The 24,631-nt window shown below is 56.0% G+C and carries 25 protein-coding genes and 1 tRNA gene; 18 read left to right on the forward strand and 8 right to left on the reverse strand.

Features of this window, described 5'->3' with window-relative positions; translation table 11 throughout:
- Nucleotides 1-49: 49 nt before the first annotated feature.
- Nucleotides 50-135, forward strand: a tRNA-Leu gene (locus HKX44_RS10640).
- 207 nt (nt 136-342) lie between these two features.
- On the opposite strand, the gene HKX44_RS10645 is transcribed toward HKX44_RS10640, so the two are convergent.
- Nucleotides 343-2,496, reverse strand: coding sequence for an ATP-binding protein (locus HKX44_RS10645; RefSeq protein WP_276151307.1), 2,154 nt, complete (start codon nt 2,494-2,496; stop codon nt 343-345).
- 293 nt (nt 2,497-2,789) lie between these two features.
- Here HKX44_RS10645 and HKX44_RS10650 point away from each other — a divergent pair, with 293 nt between their 5' ends.
- A complete protein-coding gene (locus HKX44_RS10650; protein WP_276151308.1) occupies nt 2,790-3,407 on the forward strand; it encodes a nucleoside/nucleotide kinase family protein in 618 nt (205 codons plus the stop codon).
- 8 nt (nt 3,408-3,415) lie between these two features.
- On the opposite strand, the gene HKX44_RS10655 is transcribed toward HKX44_RS10650, so the two are convergent.
- Nucleotides 3,416-3,718, reverse strand: coding sequence for a hypothetical protein (locus tag HKX44_RS10655; protein WP_276151309.1), 303 nt, complete (start codon nt 3,716-3,718; stop codon nt 3,416-3,418).
- A gap of 100 nt (nt 3,719-3,818) precedes the next feature.
- On the opposite strand from HKX44_RS10655, the gene HKX44_RS10660 reads away from it, so the two are divergent.
- From HKX44_RS10660 to HKX44_RS10735, 16 genes are all read left to right on the forward strand, one after another.
- Nucleotides 3,819-4,442, forward strand: a complete 624-nt coding sequence (locus tag HKX44_RS10660) for a hypothetical protein (RefSeq protein ID WP_276151310.1) — start codon at nt 3,819-3,821, stop codon at nt 4,440-4,442.
- Between the two features lie 105 nt (nt 4,443-4,547).
- Entirely contained in the window at nt 4,548-5,750 is a 1,203-nt protein-coding gene (gene pcaF / locus HKX44_RS10665; RefSeq protein WP_276151311.1) for a 3-oxoadipyl-CoA thiolase, read from the forward strand.
- Between the two features lie 34 nt (nt 5,751-5,784).
- Entirely contained in the window at nt 5,785-6,777 is a 993-nt protein-coding gene (gene paaA / locus HKX44_RS10670; RefSeq protein WP_276151312.1) for a 1,2-phenylacetyl-CoA epoxidase subunit PaaA, read from the forward strand.
- 5 nt (nt 6,778-6,782) lie between these two features.
- Nucleotides 6,783-7,127: a 1,2-phenylacetyl-CoA epoxidase subunit PaaB gene (gene paaB, locus HKX44_RS10675; RefSeq protein WP_276151313.1), complete on the forward strand. Its 345-nt coding sequence runs from the start codon at nt 6,783-6,785 to the stop codon at nt 7,125-7,127.
- Between the two features lie 29 nt (nt 7,128-7,156).
- On the forward strand, nt 7,157-7,879 hold the full coding sequence (gene paaC, locus HKX44_RS10680; protein WP_276151314.1) for a 1,2-phenylacetyl-CoA epoxidase subunit PaaC: 723 nt from the start codon (nt 7,157-7,159) through the stop codon (nt 7,877-7,879).
- A complete protein-coding gene (gene paaD, locus HKX44_RS10685; RefSeq protein WP_276151315.1) occupies nt 7,873-8,340 on the forward strand; it encodes a 1,2-phenylacetyl-CoA epoxidase subunit PaaD in 468 nt (155 codons plus the stop codon). Before paaC ends, paaD begins: the two co-directional genes overlap by 7 nt.
- Nucleotides 8,341-8,349: 9 nt before the next feature.
- Nucleotides 8,350-9,414 (forward strand): 2Fe-2S iron-sulfur cluster-binding protein, encoded by a 1,065-nt coding sequence (locus HKX44_RS10690; RefSeq protein ID WP_276151316.1) that lies wholly within the window; start codon nt 8,350-8,352, stop codon nt 9,412-9,414.
- A 10-nt stretch (nt 9,415-9,424) separates the two neighbouring features.
- On the forward strand, nt 9,425-11,449 hold the full coding sequence (gene paaZ, locus HKX44_RS10695; RefSeq protein ID WP_276151317.1) for a phenylacetic acid degradation bifunctional protein PaaZ: 2,025 nt from the start codon (nt 9,425-9,427) through the stop codon (nt 11,447-11,449).
- Nucleotides 11,439-12,230, forward strand: a complete 792-nt coding sequence (locus HKX44_RS10700) for a PaaX family transcriptional regulator C-terminal domain-containing protein (protein ID WP_276151318.1) — start codon at nt 11,439-11,441, stop codon at nt 12,228-12,230. Before paaZ ends, HKX44_RS10700 begins: the two co-directional genes overlap by 11 nt.
- A gap of 43 nt (nt 12,231-12,273) precedes the next feature.
- Nucleotides 12,274-12,888 carry a ribonuclease D gene (locus HKX44_RS10705; protein ID WP_276151319.1) on the forward strand — a complete coding sequence of 205 codons (615 nt, stop codon included), beginning with the start codon at nt 12,274-12,276 and terminating at the stop codon, nt 12,886-12,888.
- Entirely contained in the window at nt 12,885-13,847 is a 963-nt protein-coding gene (locus tag HKX44_RS10710) for a KpsF/GutQ family sugar-phosphate isomerase (RefSeq protein WP_276151320.1), read from the forward strand. The genes HKX44_RS10705 and HKX44_RS10710 overlap by 4 nt, the downstream gene beginning before the upstream one ends.
- Before the next feature lie 5 nt (nt 13,848-13,852).
- On the forward strand, nt 13,853-14,452 hold the full coding sequence (locus HKX44_RS10715) for a hypothetical protein (RefSeq protein ID WP_276151321.1): 600 nt from the start codon (nt 13,853-13,855) through the stop codon (nt 14,450-14,452).
- 4 nt (nt 14,453-14,456) lie between these two features.
- Nucleotides 14,457-14,951, forward strand: a complete 495-nt coding sequence (gene lptA / locus HKX44_RS10720) for a lipopolysaccharide transport periplasmic protein LptA (protein WP_276151322.1) — start codon at nt 14,457-14,459, stop codon at nt 14,949-14,951.
- The gene (gene lptB / locus HKX44_RS10725) at nt 14,951-15,709 is read left to right on the forward strand and encodes an LPS export ABC transporter ATP-binding protein (protein ID WP_276151323.1); all 759 of its coding nucleotides are present in this window, start codon (nt 14,951-14,953) and stop codon (nt 15,707-15,709) included. The genes lptA and lptB overlap by 1 nt, the downstream gene beginning before the upstream one ends.
- A 350-nt stretch (nt 15,710-16,059) precedes the next feature.
- Nucleotides 16,060-16,623, forward strand: coding sequence for a ribosome-associated translation inhibitor RaiA (gene raiA / locus HKX44_RS10730; RefSeq protein ID WP_276151324.1), 564 nt, complete (start codon nt 16,060-16,062; stop codon nt 16,621-16,623).
- A 45-nt stretch (nt 16,624-16,668) separates the two neighbouring features.
- On the forward strand, nt 16,669-17,133 hold the full coding sequence (locus HKX44_RS10735; RefSeq protein WP_276151325.1) for a PTS sugar transporter subunit IIA: 465 nt from the start codon (nt 16,669-16,671) through the stop codon (nt 17,131-17,133).
- Between the two features lie 195 nt (nt 17,134-17,328).
- On the opposite strand, the gene HKX44_RS10740 is transcribed toward HKX44_RS10735, so the two are convergent.
- From HKX44_RS10740 to galU, 6 genes are read right to left on the reverse strand one after another with little or no spacing between them, the layout of a single operon-like run.
- Nucleotides 17,329-18,756, reverse strand: coding sequence for a nodulation protein NodH (locus HKX44_RS10740; RefSeq protein ID WP_276151326.1), 1,428 nt, complete (start codon nt 18,754-18,756; stop codon nt 17,329-17,331).
- 2 nt (nt 18,757-18,758) lie between these two features.
- Nucleotides 18,759-20,456, reverse strand: a complete 1,698-nt coding sequence (locus HKX44_RS10745) for a beta-1,6-N-acetylglucosaminyltransferase (protein ID WP_276151327.1) — start codon at nt 20,454-20,456, stop codon at nt 18,759-18,761.
- Nucleotides 20,453-21,463: a glycosyltransferase family 2 protein gene (locus tag HKX44_RS10750; protein WP_276151328.1), complete on the reverse strand. Its 1,011-nt coding sequence runs from the start codon at nt 21,461-21,463 to the stop codon at nt 20,453-20,455. The genes HKX44_RS10745 and HKX44_RS10750 overlap by 4 nt, the downstream gene beginning before the upstream one ends.
- 45 nt (nt 21,464-21,508) lie before the next feature.
- Nucleotides 21,509-22,708 carry a glycosyltransferase gene (locus tag HKX44_RS10755; RefSeq protein ID WP_276151329.1) on the reverse strand — a complete coding sequence of 400 codons (1,200 nt, stop codon included), beginning with the start codon at nt 22,706-22,708 and terminating at the stop codon, nt 21,509-21,511.
- Nucleotide 22,709: 1 nt separating this feature from the next.
- Nucleotides 22,710-23,693, reverse strand: coding sequence for a UDP-glucose 4-epimerase GalE (gene galE / locus HKX44_RS10760; RefSeq protein WP_276151330.1), 984 nt, complete (start codon nt 23,691-23,693; stop codon nt 22,710-22,712).
- Between the two features lie 17 nt (nt 23,694-23,710).
- Complete coding sequence (galU, locus tag HKX44_RS10765; protein WP_276151331.1) at nt 23,711-24,598, reverse strand: UTP--glucose-1-phosphate uridylyltransferase GalU; 888 nt, start codon at nt 24,596-24,598, stop codon at nt 23,711-23,713.
- Nucleotides 24,599-24,631: the final 33 nt, after the last annotated feature.

Genomic DNA, 24,631 nt, shown 5'->3' on the forward strand with positions numbered 1-24,631 from the left:
TGCGATTGACACCCGTCTTGGCTGGCCTTAGTCAGCCCTCACGTGACCTGCCCAGGTGGCGGAATGGTAGACGCGCTAGCTTCAGGTGCTAGTACTGGCAACGGTGTGGAGGTTCGAGTCCTCTCCTGGGCACCAAAACTTAAGAGCCTCACTTTACAAAATTCTTAAGCTCAGTCGCGACAGCGACTGATGACCGTCGGGGCTTTTGGCAGTTCAGCCACATAGCCAGACAAGTATCGTCAATTACCAATGCAACTGTCGCTCGGGACATCTGCGAACGTCTTGGCCAGTCAAAGAAATTTCCAAAAATGCCGGCTGGATCGGCACAGACGCGCACTGACCTCAGGCGGCCAGTGTTTGCCCGTCATCATTGCCATCCCAGGCTTCTTCTGTGTTGTCAGCATGCTCAAGCGCGGCGGATCGCGGGAGGGTCAAGGTAAACGTGCTGCCCTGCCCCATTACACTCTGCGCCGTCAGTTCACCTCCGTGGGCAAGCGCGATATCGCGCGAAATGGCTAGACCCAACCCCGTACCATTGTGCTTGCGGCTTGAGGTCGAATCGACCTGATGGAAGGCCTCAAACACATTCTCGATTTCGTCATCTGGAATACCAATGCCGCTGTCCTTGACCTGAATTGTGACGGTGCTGTCCGTAGAGGTTGCGATCACCGCAATTGAACCTTCTTCGGTAAATTTACTCGCGTTACCGATCAGGTTAATCAGCACCTGCTGAATCCGTTTCGCATCAACATTAATGTCGCAATTCACCGCACTAACTTCAAATGCCAAACCCTTATTCTCGACCATCGGACGCATCTGTTCAACAACGGTATCCACGATCTTGGGCACGGTTGTTTGGGCAATTTCCATCGCCAGCGTCCCGGATTCGATCTTTGCAAGGTCAAGAATTTCCGAGATCAGCGTGAAGAGCTGGTTCCCCGAGTTTTCAATGGACCGTGTCATCGTCGCGAACTTTGTGGAAAGGTCATCCAGCAAGGGCATAACATCGGCACTGAACTCGGGATTTTTCTCGATCTCGGCAACCAGTTTGCCGAACACTGGCATCTTGACGATATTCTGCGCCAGACGGGCATGACCCAAAATGATCGTCAGCGGCGTGCGCAATTCGTGACTTAGCACGCCCATAAATTCGGTTTTTGCCCGGTTCGCGGCTTCGGCCTCGCGTTGGGCGATCTTCAGGTCGGTCACATCGATCCGCAGGCCAACAACGGCACCGCAATCCATAGCTCGGTCATAGGCCCGGATGTAACTGCCGTCAGCCATGATCTGCTCGTTATCGGAGTCAGTGGCTTCCAGCCGCTTGGACCAACGCTCATACCACTCTTCTTCTCTGCCGACGGCATCGGGAATAAGCCCCCGGCGCAAGCTTGACTTGACGATATCCTCATAGCGCGCACCGATACGGACCATACCCGAACCGCCGGCAATCTCCTTGTATCGCCGGTTAAACGCGACAAGACGACGATCCGAGTCAAACATCACAAACCCATGTTCGAGCGCTTCGATACCGACAGACAACAGGCGGTCGGATTCACGGCGTTTGTCATACAGCCGCAGCACCATGGCAAAGGCGATAACACAGGCAAGGATACCCAGGGCATAGCTGATGTTGCGCGTCAATTGATTGGGGAGGTAAGGTGGCCAGCCACCATCGGTGGTCGCCGCGAGTTGCCATGCGCCGAATGGCAGGTTGAGTTCCAGAGTAATCGGATCTTCGGTCAGAACGGCCTCATCGCCTAGCAGGATTTCACACAGTTCTAAACTATCCGAATGAACAGCGCGTCCTTCAGGGTCCTCGTGAATAAGGATATCAAAGCCTTTTTCGTACTCGGATATTTCCATGGCTTCAAAGAACTTATCGTAATCAATAACGACCGACAGGATACCCCATGGATCACGCCGGCCCGAGTGGCCCGGGACAAATACCGGCACCCGCAAAACGAGACTGCGGTCGCCCGAAGCCAGCCCTGCCGGCCCGGTCATTATTGCTTCGCCTGTACTTAACGATGACATGATTTTGGAGAGAGCCTCTGGCTGGTCATGATAGCTTGCCCCCAGAATCTCCTGATTGCCGGTTCTTGGGAAAACCATGGAAGCAACAAGATCAGGGGCCGCTTCGACAAATTTGACATCCGGGTCATCCAGAACGAAATCGAGCGCTTTAATATTGAATTCCGTCACATTCATATCGGGGTGCTGGCCGATAATGGTCGCCAGCTCCTTGAGCGCGAAAACCCGTGAAATCAGATCATTCTTGATCCGTTCACGCACCTCAACCATGCTGATTGTGGTTTTGAGCTTAATGTCCTGCACATAGCTTTCATAGGTTAGGTTCTCAATTTTGTAGGCTACTGCGGTCAGAGAGATTGTTAACGCAACCAAGGCCATGGCACGGACAAAAATATCCTTCTTACGCTTGAGGGGCCCCGCAAAGGCTTTCCATCGTTCAGCGATGTCAACTTTCATCTTAGCCATTACACAAATCCCGCACTGCATCTAATCAACAATGGCAGTCATGCACGTTCATTGTGTGCATATTGAGGCAATAGGTTAACAAAATCACGTTTAGAGGGAACTTCCCTGCGCCTTGATGGCACCAAGGCCAGAAACGGTAGGCCCGCAGCCTTCCGGCCTACTCTACGGGGTTAGACCGCGATCATAGCCACCCAGAGCGCCCCATCAGCCATCAGCGCCGTTCCACATGCATCCAAATCGTGCCATATTAAAGACAGGCGCTGCGGGACGGCGCAGGAGACGCTTGAGGCCTTGTGACACACGCACCTTCCCTAACTGCACGTATTCTGGACACGCCACGTCAAGGACGCCGGCGCCTGATCGCCCTCGCAGGGGCCCCGGCCAGTGGCAAATCGACATTGGCAAACCAACTGGCAAAAACGCTGACAAAGACAGGATGCCCCGCGCAGGTCGTTCCGATGGACGGGTTTCACCTGGACAATCCGATACTGGCAGAACGGGGCCTTCTAGACCGCAAAGGCGCACCGCAAACGTTTGACGCGGCGGGGTTCCGGCATCTGGTTGCGCGGCTGCATAATGACGACGATGTATATTACCCCGTTTTCGACCGGGGTCGCGATATCGCGATTGCGGGGGCAGGCCTGCTTGATAGCGGATGCGACACGGTGATCATCGAAGGCAACTACCTGCTCTATGATGCGCCTGTCTGGCGGGATCTGTTGGACCTTTGGGATTTGTCGATCCGGCTTGATATCCCTCTCGCCACGTTGAAAGGGCGGCTGGTGAAACGTTGGCGCACATATGGTGCCAGCGAAGAAGACGCTATAGCCCGTATGCAACGCAATGACCTGCCAAACGCCGAGCTGGTGCTGGCATCCTCTTTGCCCGCTGACATCACGATCTCTGGCTAAGAACCAGATCAACGGCTCGCCAGCCATGACACCACGCTGCCGCCGCCGCCGAACGCAGGAATAGATGTCGTATCGCCCTGAGGCCAGACCACCGCAGACAGCCCCCCTGACGGAAAACCAAAAACAGTTCCGGTCGGACGCCCCCAAACATGGTCCAAAAACTGAAACCAATTCCTAAAAAATTCCCTCAAAAACAAATGTTTAAAAAGATTCTTCAAATCGTGCCGAAGTTTATCAAAACTGGCAAACCTTTGTTTACCTTTCGTTCCTAGTTTTTTCAGCACTAACGAAGGATACCCGATGTTTAACACCTTATCTCTTTCGCAGATCGAACATGTACTTGATCTGTTTAGCGTTCCAATGTTTGTAATTTCGCGACAGGAACCAACAAGTGATTTTCGATTGGTTGGGATGAATGCCGCGCTTGAACGGCTGGTGGGGAGACCACGGTCGGCAATTCATGGCAGGTCCATTTCAGAAATCGATCTGATCGGAATGCCCGACAGCGCCCAAGAGAACTTCCTGAGATGCGTGGAAAACAAGGAAGTCATTCACTTTACATATGTGTTTATTCAGGACGACTGCGAAGTGCGCTGGGACACGACGCTTCAGTATTCCCGCAGTCCCGATGAATATGACCGGGTCATCGCCACCACAATCAAGGTTCCCCAAGAACAACCCCTGTTGCAGGACAAACTTGCCTTTGAGGATGTGCGCTATTTCTCATCGATTGCGGATCTGCAGCTTGAAAACCTCAGCAGGGCATTCAGTTCTGTCACCACTGAGACGCAGGTCACTCCGATCGACGAAGAGCGCATCATGCGGCTGCATTCAGTATGTCGCACCGTGCAACGCAGCATCACCGACATTCAGGAAATCGTCAGGCGCGCCGAGGCGAGGCATGCTGCGCTTCAGATCCAGCCATTGCACAAACCTCTGCCTGATCATACGGCCCTGCAACACTCTGATGGTCTGGACACTGTCCGCGCATTTGCGGGTGCCTGGGACACAGAACAGAGCGACGTAAATTGCTAAAGCGTTACTGAATTTCACTCATGTCAAATTTTTCGTAACGGAATTTCTTGCCAGTTGCCCATCGATCCCCTAGGCTTGCGTCCGAAGTAGGGGAGAGAACGGACTATGTCAGCATTCATCTGCGACGCGCAGCGCACACCAATTGGCCGATTTGGCGGGGCGCTCGCCTCTGTACGGGCCGATGACCTTGCCGCGATCCCAATCGCAGCGTTGATAGCGCGCAATCCTGATGTGGATTGGTCACGGGTGGACGACGTTGTCTTTGGTTGCGCAAATCAGGCCGGCGAGGACAACCGCAACGTGGCCCGGATGGCATCGCTTTTGGCCGGCCTCCCCGTCGATGTCCCAGGTGCCACGATCAACCGCTTGTGCGCTTCGGGTATGGACGCAGTCGGTGCCGCCGCCCGCGCCATCCGTGCGGGTGACATGGATTTGGCCATTGCCGGCGGCGTAGAAAGCATGACACGCGCGCCTTTTGTGATGCCAAAGGCCGAAACCGCCTTTTCCCGCACCAATGCTGTTTATGACACCACCATCGGCTGGCGCTTTGTTAATCCGAAGATGAAGGCGCAGTATGGCGTCGATTCCATGCCGCAAACGGCTGATAACGTGGCCGAAGATCACAGCGTAAACCGTGCCGATCAGGATGCGTTTGCCTACCGCAGCCAACAACGATGGGCCGCCGCAGATGCCGCTGGCGTGTTTGCCGAAGAAATCACGCCCGTTACAATTCCCCAACGCAAGGGCGATCCGATTGTTGTCGACCGCGATGAACACCCCCGTCCCGACACCGCCTTGGAAAAGCTGGGCAAGCTGCGCGGCATCAATGGCCCGGACCTGACCGTCACAGCCGGCAACGCCTCTGGTGTGAATGACGGTGCTGCCGCGATGCTGATTGCATCCGAACAGGGTGTGAAAGACCACAAACTGACGCCGATTGCGCGTGTGGTTGCCATGTCTGCCGCAGGTGTGGAACCGCGCGTGATGGGCATTGGCCCGATCCCTGCCTGTCAAAAGGTACTGGCCCGCGCCGGCCTGACCATTGAGCAGATGGATGTGATCGAATTGAACGAAGCTTTTGCCTCGCAAGGTATCGCAACCCTGCGGGCACTGGGCGTTGCCGATGATGCGCCCCATGTGAATGCCAACGGTGGTGCCATCGCCATCGGTCATCCGCTCGGCATGTCGGGCGCGCGGCTGGTGATGACCGCCGCATTACAACTCAAACGCACCGGCGGCCGCTATGCGCTTTGTACCATGTGTGTGGGCGTCGGTCAGGGTGTCGCGCTGATTCTGGAACGCACCTGAAACCAACCAATGTTTTCTTGAAAGGACCTGAACGATGTATGCACAGATGATCAAGTCTACCGGTCAGGGGGTCAAATCCCTTGACGAAATGGAACCGGACGAACGCGCCTTTCAGGAACGCATCAACGCGGGCGGCAAGATCGAGCCGAAAGACTGGATGCCCGAGGGTTATCGCAAAAACCTGATCCGCCAAATCGGCCAACATGCCCACTCAGAGATTGTCGGCCAACTGCCCGAAGGCAACTGGATCACCCGTGCGCCAACGTTGGAGCGCAAGGCGATCCTGCTGGCCAAGGTGCAGGACGAGGCAGGGCACGGCCTTTACCTCTATTGCGCGGCTGAGACGCTGGGCGTGACCCGCGATGACCTCACCCGCGATCTGCTGTCGGGCAAGATGAAGTATTCGTCAATCTTCAACTATCCAACGCTGACATGGGCTGACATGGGTGCGGTTGGCTGGCTGGTCGATGGCGCGGCGATCATGAACCAGGTGCCGCTGCAACGCACCTCTTATGGCCCTTACGCCCGCGCGATGGTGCGTATCTGTAAAGAGGAATCGTTCCACCAACGCCAAGGCTTCGACATCATGATGAAGATGGCAAACGGCACCGAAGCACAGCGAAAAATGGCGCAGGATGCGCTTAACCGGTTCTGGGGTCCGGCCCTGATGATGTTCGGTCCGTCAGACGCAGACTCGGTGCATTCCGCGCAAAGCATGGCGTGGAAGATCAAGATGAACTCGAACGACGAGCTGCGCCAGAAATTCGTGGATCAGACCGCACCGCAAGCGGAATACCTTGGCCTGACGATCCCGGACAAGACCTGCAAGTTGAACGCGGAAACCGGCCATTACGATTTCGCCCAACCGGATTGGGACGAATTTTTTGACGTGCTGCGCGGCAATGGGCCCTGCAACACGGAACGCCTTGAAGCGCGTAACAAAGCCTGGGACGACGGGCGTTGGGTGCGTGAAGGTCTTTTGGCCCATGCTGCGAAAAAGCGCAGCGCGAAACTGGCAGCGGAGTAAGTATCATGAGCAGCCCTGAAACCAGCCCTTACAAAGACAGCGAAGCCAGCCCGCACGGCGAAACCCGCGCAACCGAATGGCCCCTTTGGGAAATTTTCATTCGCGGACAACACGGGCTAAGCCACCGCCACGTGGGCAGTCTTCATGCACCAGATGCCGAAATGGCGATCAAGAACGCACGTGATGTCTACACCCGCCGCAATGAGGGTGTCAGTATCTGGGCTGTTGAAGCTTCTGACATTGCCGCCTCTTCGCCCGAGGAAAAAGGCGCGCTTTATGAGCCTGCGAACGACAAAGTGTACCGCCACCCGACATTCTTTGACATCCCTGACGAAGTGGGGGCGATGTGAATACGCCATTGTTCGAATTTCTCTGCCGCATGGGCGACAACACGCTGGTGCTGGGGCACCGTGTGTCCGAATGGTGTGGCGTGGCCCCGGTGCTGGAAGAAGACATCGCGCTGGCCAATACCGCGCTTGATCTGATCGGACAAACTCAGCTGTGGCTGGGCATGGCCGGCGAAGTTGAGGGCAAGGGCCGCGATGCGGACAAGCTGGCCTTTCATCGCGATGTCTGGGATTTCCGCAATGCCCTGCTGTGCGAACAGCCCAACGGCGATTTCGGCCAAACGATGATGCGCCAGTTCCTATTTGATACATGGCATTTGATCATGCTCAAGGCGCTGGCAGATTCTTCAAACGATCAAATCGCCGCCATCGCGGAAAAGTCGGTGAAAGAGGTGACCTATCATCAGGAACGCTCTGCCGATACGGTGATCGGGCTGGGTGACGGCACCGAAGAAAGCCACATGCGGATGCAAAGAGCGCTTGATAAGTTGTGGCCCTTCGTGGGCGAACTGTTCATCGGGGATGACGTGGATGACGCAATGGTCGAACAGGGCATCGCGCCTGATCCTGCCGCACTGCGCACCCGTTTTGACAACCAGCTGGATGCGGCGCTGGCAGAGGCAACCCTAACCAAGCCTGCCGATGACTTCGCCCATAAGGGGGGCAAGACGGGTGCCCGCCATACAGAACATCTGGGCCATATGTTGACGCAGATGCAATGGTTGCAACGCGCCTATCCGGATGCGTCATGGTAATCGAAAAGCCCGGCTTAGAGACTGTTTGGCAATGGCTTTCTGCCGTGCCGGATCCGGAAATTCCGGTGATCTCCCTGACGGATTTGGGGATCATCCGGGATGTCCAGTGGCAAGGCGACACTTTGGAAGTGACCGTAACGCCAACCTATTCCGGCTGTCCGGCGACCAGCATTATCAATCTGGACATCGAAACCGCTCTGCGTGGGCATGGCATCGAAAATCTGACCCTGAAACGACAGTTATCGCCAGCATGGACCAGCGACTGGCTGACGCAAAGCGGTAAGGCCAAGCTGGAAGAATACGGCATCGCTCCGCCGCAACCGGCTGGCGGGCCAAAACATTGCCCGCGCTGCAAATCCACCGCAGTAGAGCGGATCAGCCAGTTCGGCTCGACCCCCTGCAAGGCGCAATGGCGGTGCCAAGACTGCCTTGAACCCTTCGACTATTTCAAATGTATTTGAGGCCCTGACATGAGCCAGTTTCACCCCGTAACAGTGACTGATATCCATCACACCATCCGCGATGCGGTTGTCCTGACGCTTGAGCCCGAAAACGCAGAAGCCTTCGCGTTTACCCAAGGCCAGTACCTGACCTTCAAACAGGATTTCGACGGCACCGAGCTGCGGCGGAACTACTCGATCTGCGCCGGTCTGGATGATGGCAAACTGCAAGTTGGCATCAAACGTGTGGACGGCGGGGCGTTTTCGACTTTCGCCAATACCGAATTGAAAGTCGGTGACACCCTACATGTGATGCCGCCACAGGGCAAATTTTTCACTGCATTAGAGCCTGATCACGCCAAAAACTACCTTGGCTTTGCCGGCGGCTCTGGCGTGACGCCAGTCTTGTCGATCCTGAAAACAGTGTTGAAACGCGAACCGCTTAGCACCTTTACGCTGGTCTATGCCAACCGCGCCGTGAACACGATTATGTTTCGCGAAGAGCTGGAAGACCTCAAGAACCAATACATGGGCCGCCTGACAATCATCCACATGCTGGAATCGGGACAGGACATCGACCTGTTCACCGGCCGCGTGGATCAGGGCAAATGCGAGGCGCTGTTCAAACAGTGGATCGATGTGAAATCAATCGACACCGCATTTATTTGCGGGCCAGAGCCGATGATGCTGGCAATTGCCGAAAGCCTGAAAGCCCACGGATTAGAGGCTGATCAAATCAAGTTCGAGCTATTCAGCGAAAGCCAACAAGGCCAGCTTGCCAAACAGGAAATGGCCAAGCGCAGTGAGGGGCAGAAAGGCACCGAACTGACCGTGATCATCGAAGGGGCGCAGCGCACCTTTGAAATGCCGAAAGGGCAATCCGTTCTGGATGCCGCCCTTGCCAACGGACAGGACGCGCCGTTTGCCTGTAAGGCGGGCGTTTGTTCAACCTGTATGTGCAAGGTGGTCGAAGGCGAGGTTGAAATGATCAGCAACCACGCGCTTGAGGATTACGAAGTGGAACGCGGCTATGTGCTGTCCTGCCAGTCCTATCCGCTGACGGATAAATTGATCATTGATTACGACACACATTAAGGAAAACCGCATGTTGGATGTCCAAAGTTTCGCTGCCGGTCAATGGCTTCCTTCTGGCGCGGGTGCCCGCAATATCGCCAGCGCGATTACCGGCAATGTCATTGCGCAAGCGGGCAACGACGCCTTGGATGTGCAGGCGATGCTGGGCTATGCACGTGACGTCGGTGGCCCCGCGCTGCGCAAGCTGACCTTTCATGACCGCGCTAAGATGCTCAAGGCTGTGGCGCTCTATCTGATGGAACGCAAACAGGCGCTGTACGAGCTGAGCTATGACACTGGCGCGACGCTGAACGATCATAAAATCGACGTCGATGGCGGCATCGGCACCATGATGGTTTTCGCCTCCAAGGGTCGGCGCGAAATGCCGGACGCCCATGTCTATCTGGACGGTCCGCCCGAACAGCTGGGCCGCGCGGGTGACTTTATGGGGCGTCACATCTGCACCCCATTGCAAGGTGTCGCGGTTCACATCAACGCCTTCAACTTTCCCGTCTGGGGGATGCTGGAAAAGCTGGCTCCTACCCTGTTGGCCGGTGTCCCAGCCATCGTAAAACCCGCAACGGCAACCTCCTATGTTACTGAGGCTTGCGTGCGGATGATGCTGGAAAGTGGCTTATTGCCCAAGGGGGCCTTGCAGCTGGTCAGCGGCGGTTTGGGCGACATGCTGGACCACCTTGAGTGTCAGGACGCTGTGGCGTTTACCGGGTCGGCAAACACCGCATTGATGCTGCGCAGCAATCCCAAGCTGATGGAACATTCGGTACGCTTTGCCTCTGAGCAAGACAGTTTGAACGCCTCTGTGCTGGGGCCGGATGCGGTGGTCGGCACGCCGGAATTCGATCTGTTCGTCAAAGAAGTCCAACGCGAAATGACCACGAAGGCGGGCCAGAAATGCACCGCGATCCGCCGGATTATGGTGCCCGAAGCACAGATAGATGCGGTGATTGACGCCCTTGGCGAACGTCTGGCCAAGACAACCATTGGCGACCCACGTGCCGAGGCAACCCGCATGGGGGCTTTGGTCTCTGCCGGGCAAAAACGCGACGTCCTTGAGAAAGCGGCATTGATCGGGGCAGAGGCGGAACGTGTGTTTGGCAACCCCGATGATTTCAACGTGGCAGGTGCCGATAAGGACAAAGGCGCATTTGTGCCGCCAATGTTGTTTCACTGCGCCACCCCCGACACGGCGCAACGCGTGCATGACACCGAAGCCTTTGGACCAGTCTCCACCATCATGCCCTACCGCGACCTGCCCCATGCGATTGAATTGCTGAACAAGGGCAAAGGTTCGCTGGTTGCCTCGATCATCACCAATGACGGCGATGTGGCCCGCGACGTTACCATGGGGTCTGCGGCGTTTCACGGACGTCTTTATTTCAACAACCGCACGTCGATGTCCGAAGCCACAGGCCACGGCTCCCCCCTGCCCCATATGGTGCATGGCGGCCCAGGCCGTGCGGGCGGCGGCGAGGAATTGGGCGGTATCCGGGGTGTGATGCACTATATGCAACGCACCGCCATTCAGGGCAGCCCCGATATTTTGACCGCGATTGGCAAACAATGGGTTCCCGGCGGAACCGAAATCAGCGACCGCGCGCATCCTTTCACGCGGACCTTCAACCAGATCGAACTGGGCGAGACCTTTAACTCGCCCTCGCGCGAGATCACACTTGAGGACATCGAGACCTTTGCCCATTTCACCGGCGATACCTTCTATGCCCATATGGACGAGGACGCAGCCAAGGCGAATCCATTTTTCCCCGGTCGCGTCGCGCACGGTTATCTGTTGCTTAGCTTTGCGGCGGGATTGTTTGTGCAGCCTGATCCAGGGCCGGTATTGGCGAACACTGGTCTGGATAACCTGCGGTTCATGGCCCCTGTTGCAGCCGGTGACAGCATTCGGGTACGGTTAAGCGTCAAACACAAGACACCACGCAACGAGGAATACGGCGAAGTCCGGTGGCACGTGACCTTGTATAACCAGAATGACGAAGTGGCGGCGGAATACGAATTGCTGACGATGAATGCCTATTGAAACCTTCGAATCACTGACGGACGAGCTGTATCAGCTCGGTGGGCAACGGGTCTGGTCGTTGATGATCAGCCTGTTCGGTGATCTGGCGCAGGCACCAGACCAGCATATAGACGGGCCGCTGCTTTCTGTGATCATGAGCGGATTACGTGTCAAACCCGAAGCGGCCCGTGTGGCTTTGCACCGGCTGCGCAATGACGGCTGGATCAGGTCGGAGAAATCAGGGCGGATCAGCCGGCACACACTGACCGATGAAGGCCGCGCCGAATGCGCCGCTGCCAACCCGCGCATCTATGCTGATCCGACGTTAGCCTCTTCGCATTGGCAACTGGCCGTGACCGAAGGCACCAACGCAGCGCAGATCACACAAATGGCACAAAACGGATTTATCCAGCTGGCCCCGCGCATCTTTTGCGGCCCTTCGGATGCAAAAGCCCCGCAAGGTGCTTTGGTTGTATCAACAGATCAGACCCCCGACTGGCTGCGCGCACAAATCGCCCCTCAGATGCAACAGCCCGGGTACAGGAACCTGCTCAGAGCGCTACGTGTGGTAAAGGCCGATTTGCCTGCCGCAGCGGATTTGCGCGCCATCGACATCGCCGTGCTGCGGTGTTTGATCGTCCACAACTGGCGGCGACTGGTGCTGAAACACCCCAAACTGCCGGCCCCTTTGGTCGATCCGGACGGCACCGGCCATCAATGTCATCTGTTGGTTGCCGATCTGCTGGCAGGTTACCCGCGGCCTGAACTCTCCGAAATCAAACAGTGCCGCAGCGCCGCTTAACAGCCGCTTTCCCAAGCGCGACAGGCAGGCTATAGCATACCCCATGACAAACTATTTGTATCAGGGCGATCTGCCCGATGACCTTGATCTGGGCGACACGGTTGCCATTGATTGCGAAACGATGGGCCTGCACCCGCATCGCGACCGCCTGTGTGTTGTGCAACTGTCCGGGGGCGACGGACATGCCCATCTGGTACAGGTCGCCAAAGGCCAGACAGAGGCCCCGAACCTGTGCCGGCTGTTGGAAGACCCCAATGTTCTTAAGTTGTTTCACTATGGCCGGTTTGATATTGCCGCGATGCTGAACGCTTTTGGTGCCACCACCGCCCCGGTCTATTGTACAAAAATCGCCAGCCGGCTGGTGCGCACCTATACGGACCGGCATGGATTGGCCAAACTGTTGCAGGAATTACTAAGCGTCGACATCTCCAAGCAACAGCAATCCAGCGACTGGGGTGCAGAAAAGCTGAGCAAGGCACAAATCGACTATGCCGCATCGGATGTTTTGCACCTGCACAAACTGCGCGACAAACTAAACGAAATGTTGATCCGCGAGGGCCGTATGAATGTCGCGCAAGCCTGCTATGATTTCCTGCCGACGCGGGCAAAACTTGACCTCCTCGGCTGGCCCGACACAGATATCTTTGCCCACGCATGAAAACACCTTTTATTGATACCGCCGCCCGCGTCATTCGCGCCGAGGCCGACGCATTGAACAAGCTTGCCGATACGTTGGACGACCGTTTTCGCGCGGCGATTGACCTGATGCGTGAAACCAAGGGCCGGGTGATCATCACCGGTATTGGCAAATCCGGACATATCGCCAACAAAATCGCTGCGACCCTTGCCAGTACCGGCACCCCCGCACAGTTCGTACATCCCGCCGAAGCCAGCCATGGCGATCTGGGTATGATCACCCGCGATGATGTGGTGCTGGCGATTTCGAATTCCGGCGAGGCCCCAGAGCTGGGCAATCTTATCGCCTATTCACGTCGCTATGAAATCCCCCTGATCGGGTTGACCAGCCGCGAAGACAGTACGCTCGCGCGCCAATCGGATGTTATCCTGCTGCTGCCCCAAGTGGCCGAAGCCTGCAACACCGGCGTTGTGCCGACAACCTCGACAACCATGACGCTGGCCATGGGCGATGCCCTGGCCGTGGCCTTGATGGAGCATCGCGATTTCACGGCAGAACATTTCCGCGCCTTCCACCCCGGTGGCAAACTGGGCGCGCAGCTGAGCCTTGTGCGTGATCTGATGCACAGGGAGGATGCCATTCCGTTGGTACCAGAAAATGCCGGTATGGCACAGGTGATGACCGAGATTGGCAACAAGGGCTTTGGCGTGACCGGAGTGACCGACACCGCTGGCAAGTTGGTTGGCATCATCACTACCGGTGATCTGGGCCGCCACATGGAGGGGCTTTTTGCCCTGAAAGCCAGCGATGTTATGACCCGCAATCCGGTGACAATCGACCCCGAAGCGCTGGCAGAAAAAGCCGTTGGCCTGATGAACACCCGTAAGATTACCTGTCTGCTGGTGATTGATCCCGCCGCACCTGGCCATCCGGCAGGGTTGTTGCATATTCACGACTGCCTGCGTGTCGGACTAGGCTAGGTGCCATGAAGGCGGATCGATATTCCAAAGTTGTGGGCTGGCTAAAGGTGCTGTTGCCGTTGATGGCCCTGGCCCTGCTGTCGACATTGTTCCTGCTCTCGCGGGTGATCGACCCCAAGGCTGTCATTCCATTTGCTGACAAGGAAATTCAGGACCGGTTGCGCGATCAACAGGTCACCGGGCCGATCTATTATTCAGTCACGGCAGACGGCGATGAGATTTCATTCGCGGCTGAAAAGGTGACAACGCCCGAGGGTAATGCCGGTGGCAACGAGGCGGAACAAGTTGAAGTCGTCATGAAGCTCGATTCCGGCTCCGAGGTCATATTAAACGCAAGCCGTGGCTATTTTGACATCGCGGCGGACAGCACCAGTTTGCAAGGCGACGTCGTGATTAACACCTCTAATGGCTATCGTATCAACAGCGACCTACTGGTCACACAAATGTCCGCACTTGGGGTAATTTCACCCGGACCGGTCGCGGCAACCGGTCCGGTTGGCACGTTGGACGCCGGTGCCATGACATTGAATGCCGGCAAACCGTCCCATTTGGTTTTCACAAACGGTGTGAAGCTGATATACAGACCGCAACAAGACAGAGAGTGACCCTGTGAAAAATTTGCGAATTCTGGTTCTGCCCCTGCTGCTTGGCCTTTTGGCCGGTCCGGTTCTGGCCCAAGGCACCAATGTCGCATTTGGTACGCTTGCACAGGACACAGACCTGCCCGTCGAGGTGACCGCGCAAAACCTGTCGGTCAATCAAGAAACCGGAGAGGCGATTTTCACCGGTGATGTGCTGGTTGGTCAGGGTGAAATGCGCCTGTCCGCCCCCCGTGTTCTGGTGATCTATCTGGCCGATCAAAAAGGGATAGAGCGGTTAGAAGCCACCGGCGGTGTGACCTTGGTCTCCGGCCCTGATGCCGCCGAATCAGAGCGGGCGGATTACAGCATTTCCGACGGTACGATCGTGATGACTGGGCGTGTCTTGCTGGATCAGGGGCCTAACGCATTAAGCGCCGACAAGATGACAGTGCAACTTTCGGATGGCACTGCTCAAATGTCAGGCCGTGTAAAAACCATCATCCAGCCCGGTGGCAACAACTGATGACGCCACCCAAGTTGCAGGTTGCGGATGGTAGCGCCGGATTGCGCATTGATCATCTGCGCAAATCCTACCGGAAAAAAGTTGTTATCCGCGATTTCTCCATGCACCTGAACCGGGGCGAGGTTGTTGCCCTGTTGGGTCCGAACGGATCGGGCAAGACCACGACATTCTATGCTGTCGCCGGCCTTGTCACCCCCGAAGGTGGCACCGTTCTGGTGGACGGCAAGGATGTCACGACATTGCCAATGTACCGCCGTGCCCAGCTTGGCATCGGGTATTTGCCGCAAGAGATGAGCATCTTTCGCGGGCTGTCGGTGCAGGACAATATCTCGGCGATCCTTGATATTTCGGTTCCCATCCGCCACCAGCGCCGAGAGCGACTGGAGGAACTCTTGTCAGAGTTCTCTATCGAACACCTGCGCCGCGCCCCCGCTTTGGCCCTGTCGGGAGGGGAACGACGCCGGGTTGAGATTGCCCGCTGTCTGGCCGCCAATCCGAACTATCTGTTGCTGGACGAACCCTTTGCCGGCGTTGATCCGATTTCCGTCGGGGACATCAGGCATTTGGTTGCCGACCTCAAGAATCGCGGCATCGGCGTGCTGATCACCGACCATAACGTGCGGGAAACATTAGAAATTGTTGACCGGGCCTATATTTTACACGAGGGCAAGGTGTTGATGTCTGGCACCCCTGAAGAGGTGGTGCAGAACGAAAACGTGCGCCGCGTCTATCTTGGTGACAACTTTCGCATTTCTTAAAAATTCGGGAAAACATGGCGTTTCAAGTACAACTTGCATCATTTGTTCGCTCTCTCTCTACTTGGTCGAACGCGAAAAGGCGGGCGTGATGTCTCAAGTTAAAATTGAAGAACTTTAGTCGGCTCTTTTTGCTATAGCGTGATTTCGGAACCATTGACTTTGGCCGCGTTTGAGCGCCTGATGGGGCTATGGCAACACTGCGTTTCTGTCTGTTCCTGCATCGGCCTTATTGCCAAGGCTCGGCTGACTTCAATCTGAACGCAGCGCCATATTCCCGCACCTTGCACTGTCTGACCGCTATACCATTAGTGTATCTGACGGATGCCCGGTGACACGAACAAGGAGAACTTATGCGTTACCAAATCAGCGGCAAACAGATCGACATCGGCGATGCGCTTCAAACCCACGTCAAAGCAGAGCTGGGGGAAGGCGTAAAGAAATACGCTGAACGCCCGACCGATGCGGTTGTGGTCTTTTCAAAATCGGCTCACGAATTTGTCTGCGAAGCGACCGTCCACCTTTCGACTGGTCTGACAGCGTCGGCAAAGGCGCACAGTACAGACATCTATGGCGCGTTTGATTCGTGTAACGAAAAGATGGAGAAACAACTGCGCCGATACAAGCGTCGGTTGAAAGATCATCACAAGGACCGTGCAGAGCCTGTTGAGTTTCTCGGCGCATCCTCTTATATCCTTGCTTCAGATAGCGATTCAGACGCACAGGAACCTGAAACCCTCCAACCCATGATCATTGCTGAAATGCAGACCAAGATTGCAACCTTGTCTGTCGGTGAAGCGGTGATGCAGATGGAAATTTCAGGGGCTCCTGTTCTGGTGTTTCGAAATGAAGGCAAAGAAGGGGTGAATGTCGTGTACCGCCGCGAGGACGGGAACATCGGCTGGATCGACCCATAAATAACCAAGTGGGCACAGCCTCACGACGAAAGCAGAGTGGATTGAATGGATTTTTCAAAACTTCTCAAGCCGGAGGCGGTCAAGGTTCTGACCTCCGCCTCCAGTAAAAAGCGACTGATGCAGGAACTCGGTGATCTGATGTTCGTTGCGCACGGGCTTGAGGCTGATCGTGTCGTTGAGGCGCTGAATGCGCGCGAAGCGCTGGGACCAACGGGTGTGGGCCACGGTGTGGCCCTGCCCCATGCGCGCCTTACCGGACTGCAAGAGGTGGTCGGCGCATTTGTTCTGCTCGATTCACCGATTGATTTCGCGTCGGTCGACCGCCAGCCTGTCGACCTGGCATTTGCTCTGTTTGCACCGGAAGATGCAGGTGTTGAACACCTGAAGGCGCTGGCGCTGGTTTCACGGACATTGCGGGACACCTCGATCTGCAACAAGTTGCGGGCGAACCGCGATGCTGGCACACTTCATACGATCCTGACCGAAGAAAAATCCGCACAAGCGGCCTAAAGCTTTTAGAGCTTAACGCGAGACATCTCGCACCCCTTTTCGCGTTTGACCAAGGGGTGCGAGTTTGCTCGAAACGTCATAAAGCGTCCGGCCTTTCACCTTAATCATCTCGTATCACCAAATTCCCAAGAACGCGCAGCGTGGCAGGGTAATGGGGGCATGGTTAAGCTTGGGCGCGATAGGTCGATGTCGGCATTATTTCCAGTCGGAAAAACCGAACATCATATAGTCGCGCTGGTAGGCATCCACCGCCAGCTGTTCAATTTCGCTGTCATAGATCAAATCCAGCGCAAAGGGTTGATCCGGCGCGACCTGTGGCGCGACAGGGGCGTCCGGATGACCAACAGCCGCGGCCAGATCCGCCAGTTCGCCGGCAAGATCCGCCTCCCGGACAAGGCGATCAGGCAGACAGAAATCCGCAAATCCGGCAATCGCTTGTGCTTGCGTACACCATGCGGCGTCCACACGAATTGCGGTTTGCCCTGACAGGTTTCCCTTCAGAAATTTGAGAAAGGCAATAAATGCCGTGCGGTGGGCCGCCAAATCATACCCAGCGTCCGGACCACCATCTGGCAGGGGCATCTTATACCGCCGCATCATGGTTTTGCGCAGCTGCACATAACTGCCCTTGTCGGCAGGCAGGATATGCCGGCAAAACGCATCATGCGCGCGCTGCACCGGATGGCGCAAGACGGTAAAACTGCGATGCCCGGGATGTTTGCGTTTCCACTGGCGCAGATCCTTTTGGGTCATCTTGGTGTGCAGATCAGACGGTGCCACCCCGTCTAGATCAGCCAACCATTGCACCACAGAGGTCTGTGGGCCTGACCGCAAAGGCAGGTACAGCAGCGCCGTTTCGGCAGCGGCAACATAAGACGGCACAACCGGCCCACGTCGGGGTTCGAAATTGGGGGTACGGGTCAAATCAAACCGATCCAGCTGTGCCAAAGCCGCACCCATGTCGTCATAATTGCGTACTTTAGCGGAAATCGGGCTGGGGTTTTGTTTTTTCAGACTCTTGTCCAGCGCCTCCAGCTTTTCATCCATCCCCAAAAACCGCGCCAGACCGTTCATCACATCGACGCTTTGCAAATCTTCATAGGCCACGTAGAACGCCGTCTGTCCTGTGGTTTGCAAACGGTTCAACAGGGTGACCTGAAACGCCTGAAGCGCGTCGAGATGTGCGGCGAACTCATCCGCATCGAACTGCGCTTGCGCCACCTTATGCGCCTTCATATCGGTCAGTTTCCACTGGCCGGTTTCCTGCGCGATCTTCCAGCTGACATAGCTTTCCACCGGATTCCGCGTGAGGATAACCTTGGCGCAGGTGTTGTCCCTAATGATGGTGTCGAACACCCGCGGATCATGGTCGTGAAAGTACCGGAACCCGCTGAGCCGCGCGGGGTCTTTACGGATGGCCGAAAACAAGGCCTTTGGATCGGCATCGCGGGTTTCAAGGTCAACGCCAAGAATTGGTTCGTTGTTCGGATAGCCAATGAAATGGGGGTTAAACGCCTCGCCGTGACAGCAGATACCGTCAAAAGCATTCAAGTTTGCTTCAAGAAAATTCGACCCCGTGCGCATTTCTGCAAAAACAACAAAGCTCTGGAATTTTGACGGCATAATTATTGCACCAGATAGGGTTTGCGCTGCGCTTTGGGTGTCGCCGCAACACCCCGTTCAACCGGGAAATCCCCCATGAGGTATGGGTGCATTCCTTGATTTTTAAGGTTTTGCAGGAACTGGCCAAAGCCGGCCAGATCAACCATTTTCGGCGCTTCCGACAGGCGGCTCAGCTTGGTGCGCCCAATCTCGTCTAGAATGCCTTGTAGCGGCTCCATCGGTGCCTCGATGAATTCAGCCATGGTCCAGATACGCACCCGCGCCTTAGTGTAGGGCGAGCGCAAGATATCCATATGCTCGCTTTCTTTCTTCTGTAAATTTGCGGCAATCGCACGGATGTCAGCGAAATCCCGGTTGGACCGGAACAGTGGCACAGCCCAAGCGCCGGTAATCACCGAAATCTGCGCATTCGGGTCTTTTGCGACCCGCCAGCAGATGTCCTGATTGTCCGCAGGGCCGAATTGGAAACACTGACGCTCGCCCCGTGTATTCCAGATCAGGTTGGTCAGGAACCCCCTGCCGTTATAATCACGCAACACCGCGCTGTCTGAAAGTGCCCCGTTGATCGCGGTTTGCCCGTCCGCGTAATACACTTTGTCTGTTGCAAACAGATGGCCATGAACCCGCGCACCAGTGGCCGCGGTCAGCCAGGGTTCAAAGTTTTCGAACAACTCAGCAAAGCCCTGAAACATTGAATAGGGCGCTGCGGTCACCCCGTTTTCCCAATCTTCATTCGGGAAACGGCTTTGCATATAGAGCCCGGATCGGCCGCGCGTCCGGCGTTCCACCGCCTTGGAAAAGATACGGTCAATCTTACCGGGGTTCGGTTCGGTCTTTTTCATTGCACCGGCGGCGTCGGTCAAGAATGCCTCGTAAAGCCGATCAGCATAGGGCCAGATTTTGCGGGCCACAAAACAATCAGAACGGCGCAGCAGTTGCAGGTGATCGTCGTAGAAAATATGCGGTTTGCCCTGAAAGTCGAATTTGGACAGGGTCAAGGATCGGCTTTCAATGTTGCTAGAGTAATGCCGTGCGAGGGTCTGGAAATAGCTCTCATCCGGAATCCAGACCTGCCGGAAAAACCGGTCATAGGTCGATCGTTCAGGATCCTGAAGGATTGCCGACAAGGTACGGCGCGACAGGCACCACCACTGCGACCCCATATGCGCAACAATGCCGTTGGGCATCTTACGACGCAGCCCCAGAGATCGCTGGGTGTTCACCAGCAGATCAAAGAGATAGCGGTTGCGCTTCCACGAGACGGGAAATCGCAGGGTAAAGCGTTCTTCGTCCAGACCACCAACCGTCCACGGTACCTCGGATGTGGTCGCGCTTTCGATGAAATCCGTCTGCGGGCGCTCTGCGAGGTAGTCAAGCAACTCTTGCACCGGGCGCAATGGCAGACATGATCCGGACGCCAGATAGACATGCCGCACCTGCGCATTTTGCGCCAACATCTGTTCCGATGCCGCCTGCGTGGCCTGAACAATGCCCCATGTCCCCCACTCGCAACGGTATCGTTTGCTGAAGGTAATATGCGCCAGATCGGACAGGGCGTTTACAAAGTTATCATAGGTTTTCCGATCCACCACCTTGTCCACGTGGATCACAACCGGACATCCCGCTGCGGACCAATGCCGCGCGACCTGTTCCGCCCTACCAAGCGCGGTATGCACCAGCATGACGATCCCGACGTTCATGCCCAGTTTCCTTTGGACATCAGGCCCAGAATTTCGAGCTGTCGCCAGTTGATATAGCGCTCCGACCATTTGCACCAAAGCTGCGGATCATCCTTGATCCGTTCGGCATAGGCCTTGTATTCGACCGATCCGGCATAGTGCTGGCTGCGCTCCAGTTCCTCCTTGGCCTTATCGCCAAAGGTATCCAGGAACTTGGCGTGCAGCAGCACACCCGAGGCTTTCTCTCCGCCCCATTCATCATAAACCTGATTCAAACCACGCGGCAGCAGCATATGGGTCGAGCTGACGTAGGCATACCGCTTGTCCCATTTGACCAGAGGCACCTTGTTCAGCGCCGGTGCCTTGGCCGGTTCTTCAGGAAAGAAAACACGGCTGCGCGGGCCGCCCTGTATCCATAGGTTGCCAAAACTAGGATTGCGCGAAATCGTGTAATTCCCGCTGTCAAACCAACAGGCGATATCAATCGGGTTCTGGCCCGCACGGTATGGCTGTTCATCCAGCCGCCCCTTTGGATACATATCCAGCAGCATTGCCGAGAAGGATTTAATCGACGACGCATCAAGCCAATCCGTCAGCGCCCGCAAGGGTCGCGTATCACAGAAGGGGAACACCAGAAATTCGTCAGGATCAACGGTTAGCACCCAATGCCCATGCGCGAATTTCATCTGAAGCCCGTTCAGCCAGTCGACACCAAAGCGGGCGCGCTTGTAACTTGCCTTGGTACTCCAGACAGAAACGTCAGGCTGATCAGCGAGGTAATCAAGTGAACCGTCATCGCTGTCATTGTCCACAAAGAAGAAATGGCCAACGCCCATCTTGCGGTAATACTCAAGGAAATAGGGCAGTCGCACTCCCTCGTTGCGCTGGGTGCAAAACAGCAAAAGGTCGTCCGAACGGATTTGTCCCGTACGGTTGGCAACCCGCTTGAGTTCCCGGCGTTTTCTAATCGCCCGGATGCGCCAACGCTTGCGTTGAAGCCTCAGCCCGTATGACCGAAAAATGCCCAATAACCACCCTTTGCCTTCGGAAATACACCGCTCGTTTGTGCGATATCATCTTAAACTTAACACGGTCTTGAAATGATCCTCCCAGTTTGGACCTGCAAAGACGGTTTCGTTGCTTGTGTTTGGCGGAGTATTTTCCCAACTTTGTATTGTTTTTAGCCACAATTCCACGTCTGAAACAGGGGCAAATGTCCCGTGAGCGCCAATAATTTCGCGTAATACAGTCAAATCGTTGCATAAAACACGCGTTCCCAACTGTAAGGCCTCTAACGGCGGAAAGCCGAACCCCTCTGCGTGACTTGGAAAAAGCGAACCGGCACTGCCAGCAACAAGGGCAGCAAGCGCACCGTCACTCAGGTTTGGCACCTCTTTCACGGGGCCATCAGGCGGCAAATCGTCCAGCCGCGTAAACACCGCGTCATTGTTCCAGCCCCGGTTGCCACAGATCAAAAGCGGCGGCGCATTCGGGCCAAGCCGCGCCCAGATGTCCAGCAGGAACGCGTGGTTCTTGCGCGGTTCGATTGTTCCGACTGTCACAAAATAGGGTCGCGCAGGGGGCAGGCCGTCAGGCAGTTCAGACTTAACCGGCACAGGGCGGATTGCTCCCAAATGCGAAACGATGCCCTCTGGCACCCTGCCCCATTCCTGCATCACTGCCTCTGCCCGCTTGCGGGTATCCGCTGAGTTATAGATGATCCGGTCCGCATGGTCTTGCACCCGTTTCATCTTGTCCCGAAAGGGCAATGTGGTGCCTGGGCGCTGAAAGTCAGGGTGGTCGATTGGGATCACGTCATGAATCAACACATGAATGGACCCGGAGGCTGACGTGACACTGGTGAACATCCGTTCGCTCAGATTGCTATGTCCAGTGTTGTAATAATCGAAATCCGGCGGCAGGTGTTTCCGCAGCATCCGCGCCAGCCCGCCAGGCAAACAACGCGCCAGCGCATGGCGGCGGGCATCGGTGCGTGCCTGAACCTGGGGCTGTTTTTGCCGTAGAGCCATCCGTGCAAAGGCACCGACACGCCCAACCGCGAGGCTTCCGTTCAACCTACTCCGAAAGGCTGCCAGCCCGTCACGATCCAGCAAGAGATACCCGAACGGCGTCCGCACCACGCCAAAGGCCGGCACATCCCGGTCTTGTAAAAATCGGTCAAGATAGGCCCGTTCCACACGGTCCACACCTGTGCAGACACGCCCGGTACGGCGCAAACTCCTTGTCAGGTCAAGCAGCCGCGCGGCGGGCATATCAACCTTTGTAATGGCCGGACTGATGCCATCTCCAAGCGTCGGTGATCATCTGTTTCATGGTGGATCTATGCGGTTGCCAACCAAGCTCGGCCTTGGCACGCGTCGAGCCGGAAACCAGCTTGGTGCAATCCCCCGCACGGCGCGGCCCCTCGTGACATGGTACAGCACGGTTTGTCACAGCATGACTTTGCTCCAGCACCTCACGCACCGAAAATCCAGTACCCGTACCAAGGTTGAACACCCGGCTTCCCTTGTCATCCGCCAGCCATTTCAACCCCAGAACATGGGCGTCCACCAGATCACAAACATGCACATAGTCCCGAATACAGGTGCCATCGGGCGTATCGTAATCAGTGCCAAAAATTGTCAACGCATCACGTTTGCCGTCAATCGCATCCAACATCAGCGGGACCAAATGTGTCTCTGGCCGGTGAAACTCGCCCACCTCACCATCCGGGTCCGCGCCGGCCACATTGAAATAGCGGAAAATCACATGGCGCAATCCGTGGGCGGTTTCAAAATTGTGCAACATATCCTCAATCGCACGTTTGGAGGCACCATAGGCATTGATTGGCATCTGGGCGCTGTCTTCATCTAACACAACATTGTCCTGATCCCCGTAGGTGGCACAGGTCGATGAGAACACAAAGTTCAGGCATCCGGACGCAACCGCGGCCTCGATCAAGTTTAACGACCCCGCGACGTTATTGCGCCAGTAAAGCCCCGGGTCCTGCATGCATTCCCCGACCAGACTAAGTGCTGCGAAATGCATTACCGCCACCGGTTCATACTGTGCGAAAACGGCATCCAATCTGGCGCGGTCCAGCAAATCACCCTGTTCAAAGGGGCCGAATTTGACCGCGTCCTGCCACCCTGTTGCAAGGTTGTCGAAAGTGACCGGCGTGTATCCCGCAGCCTTTAGCGCCTTGCAGGCATGTGAACCGATATAGCCCGCACCACCGGTCACCAAAACATAGGTCATAGTGATGGCTCCTCGCTTTAGGTGTCGCCGTCCAGCATGATGCTTTTCAGATAGGTCCGCAGGTCGTCGCGCAACTCTTCACGCGCCAACCCGAAAGAGACTGTTGCCTGCAAAAACCCCGATTTGGACCCGCAATCAAAACGTTGCCCCCGGAACCGGTAGCCATGAACATTATTTTCGTTTTCAATGTCTTGGGCAATCGCATCGGTTAGCTGGATTTCACCGCCAGACCCTGATTTCATCTTGTTGAGATGCTGCAAGACACTTGGCGAAAGAATGTACCGCCCGATCACAGCAAGGTTTGACGGCGCTTCGCCAGCGGGTGGCTTTTCGACCATACCCTTGACCTTGACCAACTCGCCATCGTCTTCAGAAATATCTAGAACACCATAAGACGACGCGCGTTCCGGGGCCACTTCCATTGCCGCAACCATATTGCCACCGGTCTCGGCATAGGCTTCGACCATCTGCTGCAAGCAGGGTTTCTCGGCTGCAATCACATCGTCTGGCAACATCACCGCAAAAGGTTCATTCCCGATCAACCGCCGCGCACACCAGACCGCATGTCCAAGGCCCAGCGCCTTGTGTTGCCGCACATAGGCAATCGCACCACTGTCCATATTTGTGGACTTGAGAATCTCAAGCAGCTCTGTCTTGCCCTTTTTGCGCAGTTCCTGTTCCAGTTGGGGAGCCAGATCAAAGTAGTCTTCCAAGGCCCCCTTGCCCCGCGAAGTGACAAAGATGAATTCCTTGATCCCCGCCGCGCGCGCCTCGTCAATCGCATATTGAACCAAAGGACGGTCAACCAGTGTCATGATTTCCTTGGGCACCGATTTGGTCGCCGGCAAAAACCGGGTGCCCATACCAGCGACCGGAAAGATCGCTTTTGTTACCTTTTTACGCATCTTTTACCTCAATCTATTTTTATGTGGCTTGTG

Origin of the sequence: Sulfitobacter sp. M05 (assembly GCF_029285175.1) — a bacterium.
GTDB lineage: Bacteria > Pseudomonadota > Alphaproteobacteria > Rhodobacterales > Rhodobacteraceae > Sulfitobacter.

Coding starts and splice junctions, on each gene's coding strand:
- HKX44_RS10645 (WP_276151307.1), bottom strand. CDS start 2,496: ATGGCTAAGATGAAAGTTGACATCGCTGAACGATGGAAAGCCTTTGCG.
- HKX44_RS10660 (WP_276151310.1), top strand. CDS start 3,819: ATGAATGCCGCGCTTGAACGGCTGGTGGGGAGACCACGGTCGGCAATT.
- pcaF (WP_276151311.1), top strand. CDS start 4,548: ATGTCAGCATTCATCTGCGACGCGCAGCGCACACCAATTGGCCGATTT.
- paaA (WP_276151312.1), top strand. CDS start 5,785: ATGTATGCACAGATGATCAAGTCTACCGGTCAGGGGGTCAAATCCCTT.
- paaB (WP_276151313.1), top strand. CDS start 6,783: ATGAGCAGCCCTGAAACCAGCCCTTACAAAGACAGCGAAGCCAGCCCG.
- paaC (WP_276151314.1), top strand. CDS start 7,157: ATGGGCGACAACACGCTGGTGCTGGGGCACCGTGTGTCCGAATGGTGT.
- paaD (WP_276151315.1), top strand. CDS start 7,873: ATGGTAATCGAAAAGCCCGGCTTAGAGACTGTTTGGCAATGGCTTTCT.
- HKX44_RS10690 (WP_276151316.1), top strand. CDS start 8,350: ATGAGCCAGTTTCACCCCGTAACAGTGACTGATATCCATCACACCATC.
- paaZ (WP_276151317.1), top strand. CDS start 9,425: ATGTTGGATGTCCAAAGTTTCGCTGCCGGTCAATGGCTTCCTTCTGGC.
- HKX44_RS10700 (WP_276151318.1), top strand. CDS start 11,439: ATGCCTATTGAAACCTTCGAATCACTGACGGACGAGCTGTATCAGCTC.
- HKX44_RS10705 (WP_276151319.1), top strand. CDS start 12,274: ATGACAAACTATTTGTATCAGGGCGATCTGCCCGATGACCTTGATCTG.
- HKX44_RS10710 (WP_276151320.1), top strand. CDS start 12,885: ATGAAAACACCTTTTATTGATACCGCCGCCCGCGTCATTCGCGCCGAG.
- HKX44_RS10715 (WP_276151321.1), top strand. CDS start 13,853: ATGAAGGCGGATCGATATTCCAAAGTTGTGGGCTGGCTAAAGGTGCTG.
- lptB (WP_276151323.1), top strand. CDS start 14,951: ATGACGCCACCCAAGTTGCAGGTTGCGGATGGTAGCGCCGGATTGCGC.
- raiA (WP_276151324.1), top strand. CDS start 16,060: ATGCGTTACCAAATCAGCGGCAAACAGATCGACATCGGCGATGCGCTT.
- HKX44_RS10735 (WP_276151325.1), top strand. CDS start 16,669: ATGGATTTTTCAAAACTTCTCAAGCCGGAGGCGGTCAAGGTTCTGACC.
- HKX44_RS10740 (WP_276151326.1), bottom strand. CDS start 18,756: ATGCCGTCAAAATTCCAGAGCTTTGTTGTTTTTGCAGAAATGCGCACG.
- HKX44_RS10745 (WP_276151327.1), bottom strand. CDS start 20,456: ATGAACGTCGGGATCGTCATGCTGGTGCATACCGCGCTTGGTAGGGCG.
- HKX44_RS10755 (WP_276151329.1), bottom strand. CDS start 22,708: ATGCCCGCCGCGCGGCTGCTTGACCTGACAAGGAGTTTGCGCCGTACC.
- galE (WP_276151330.1), bottom strand. CDS start 23,693: ATGACCTATGTTTTGGTGACCGGTGGTGCGGGCTATATCGGTTCACAT.
- galU (WP_276151331.1), bottom strand. CDS start 24,598: ATGCGTAAAAAGGTAACAAAAGCGATCTTTCCGGTCGCTGGTATGGGC.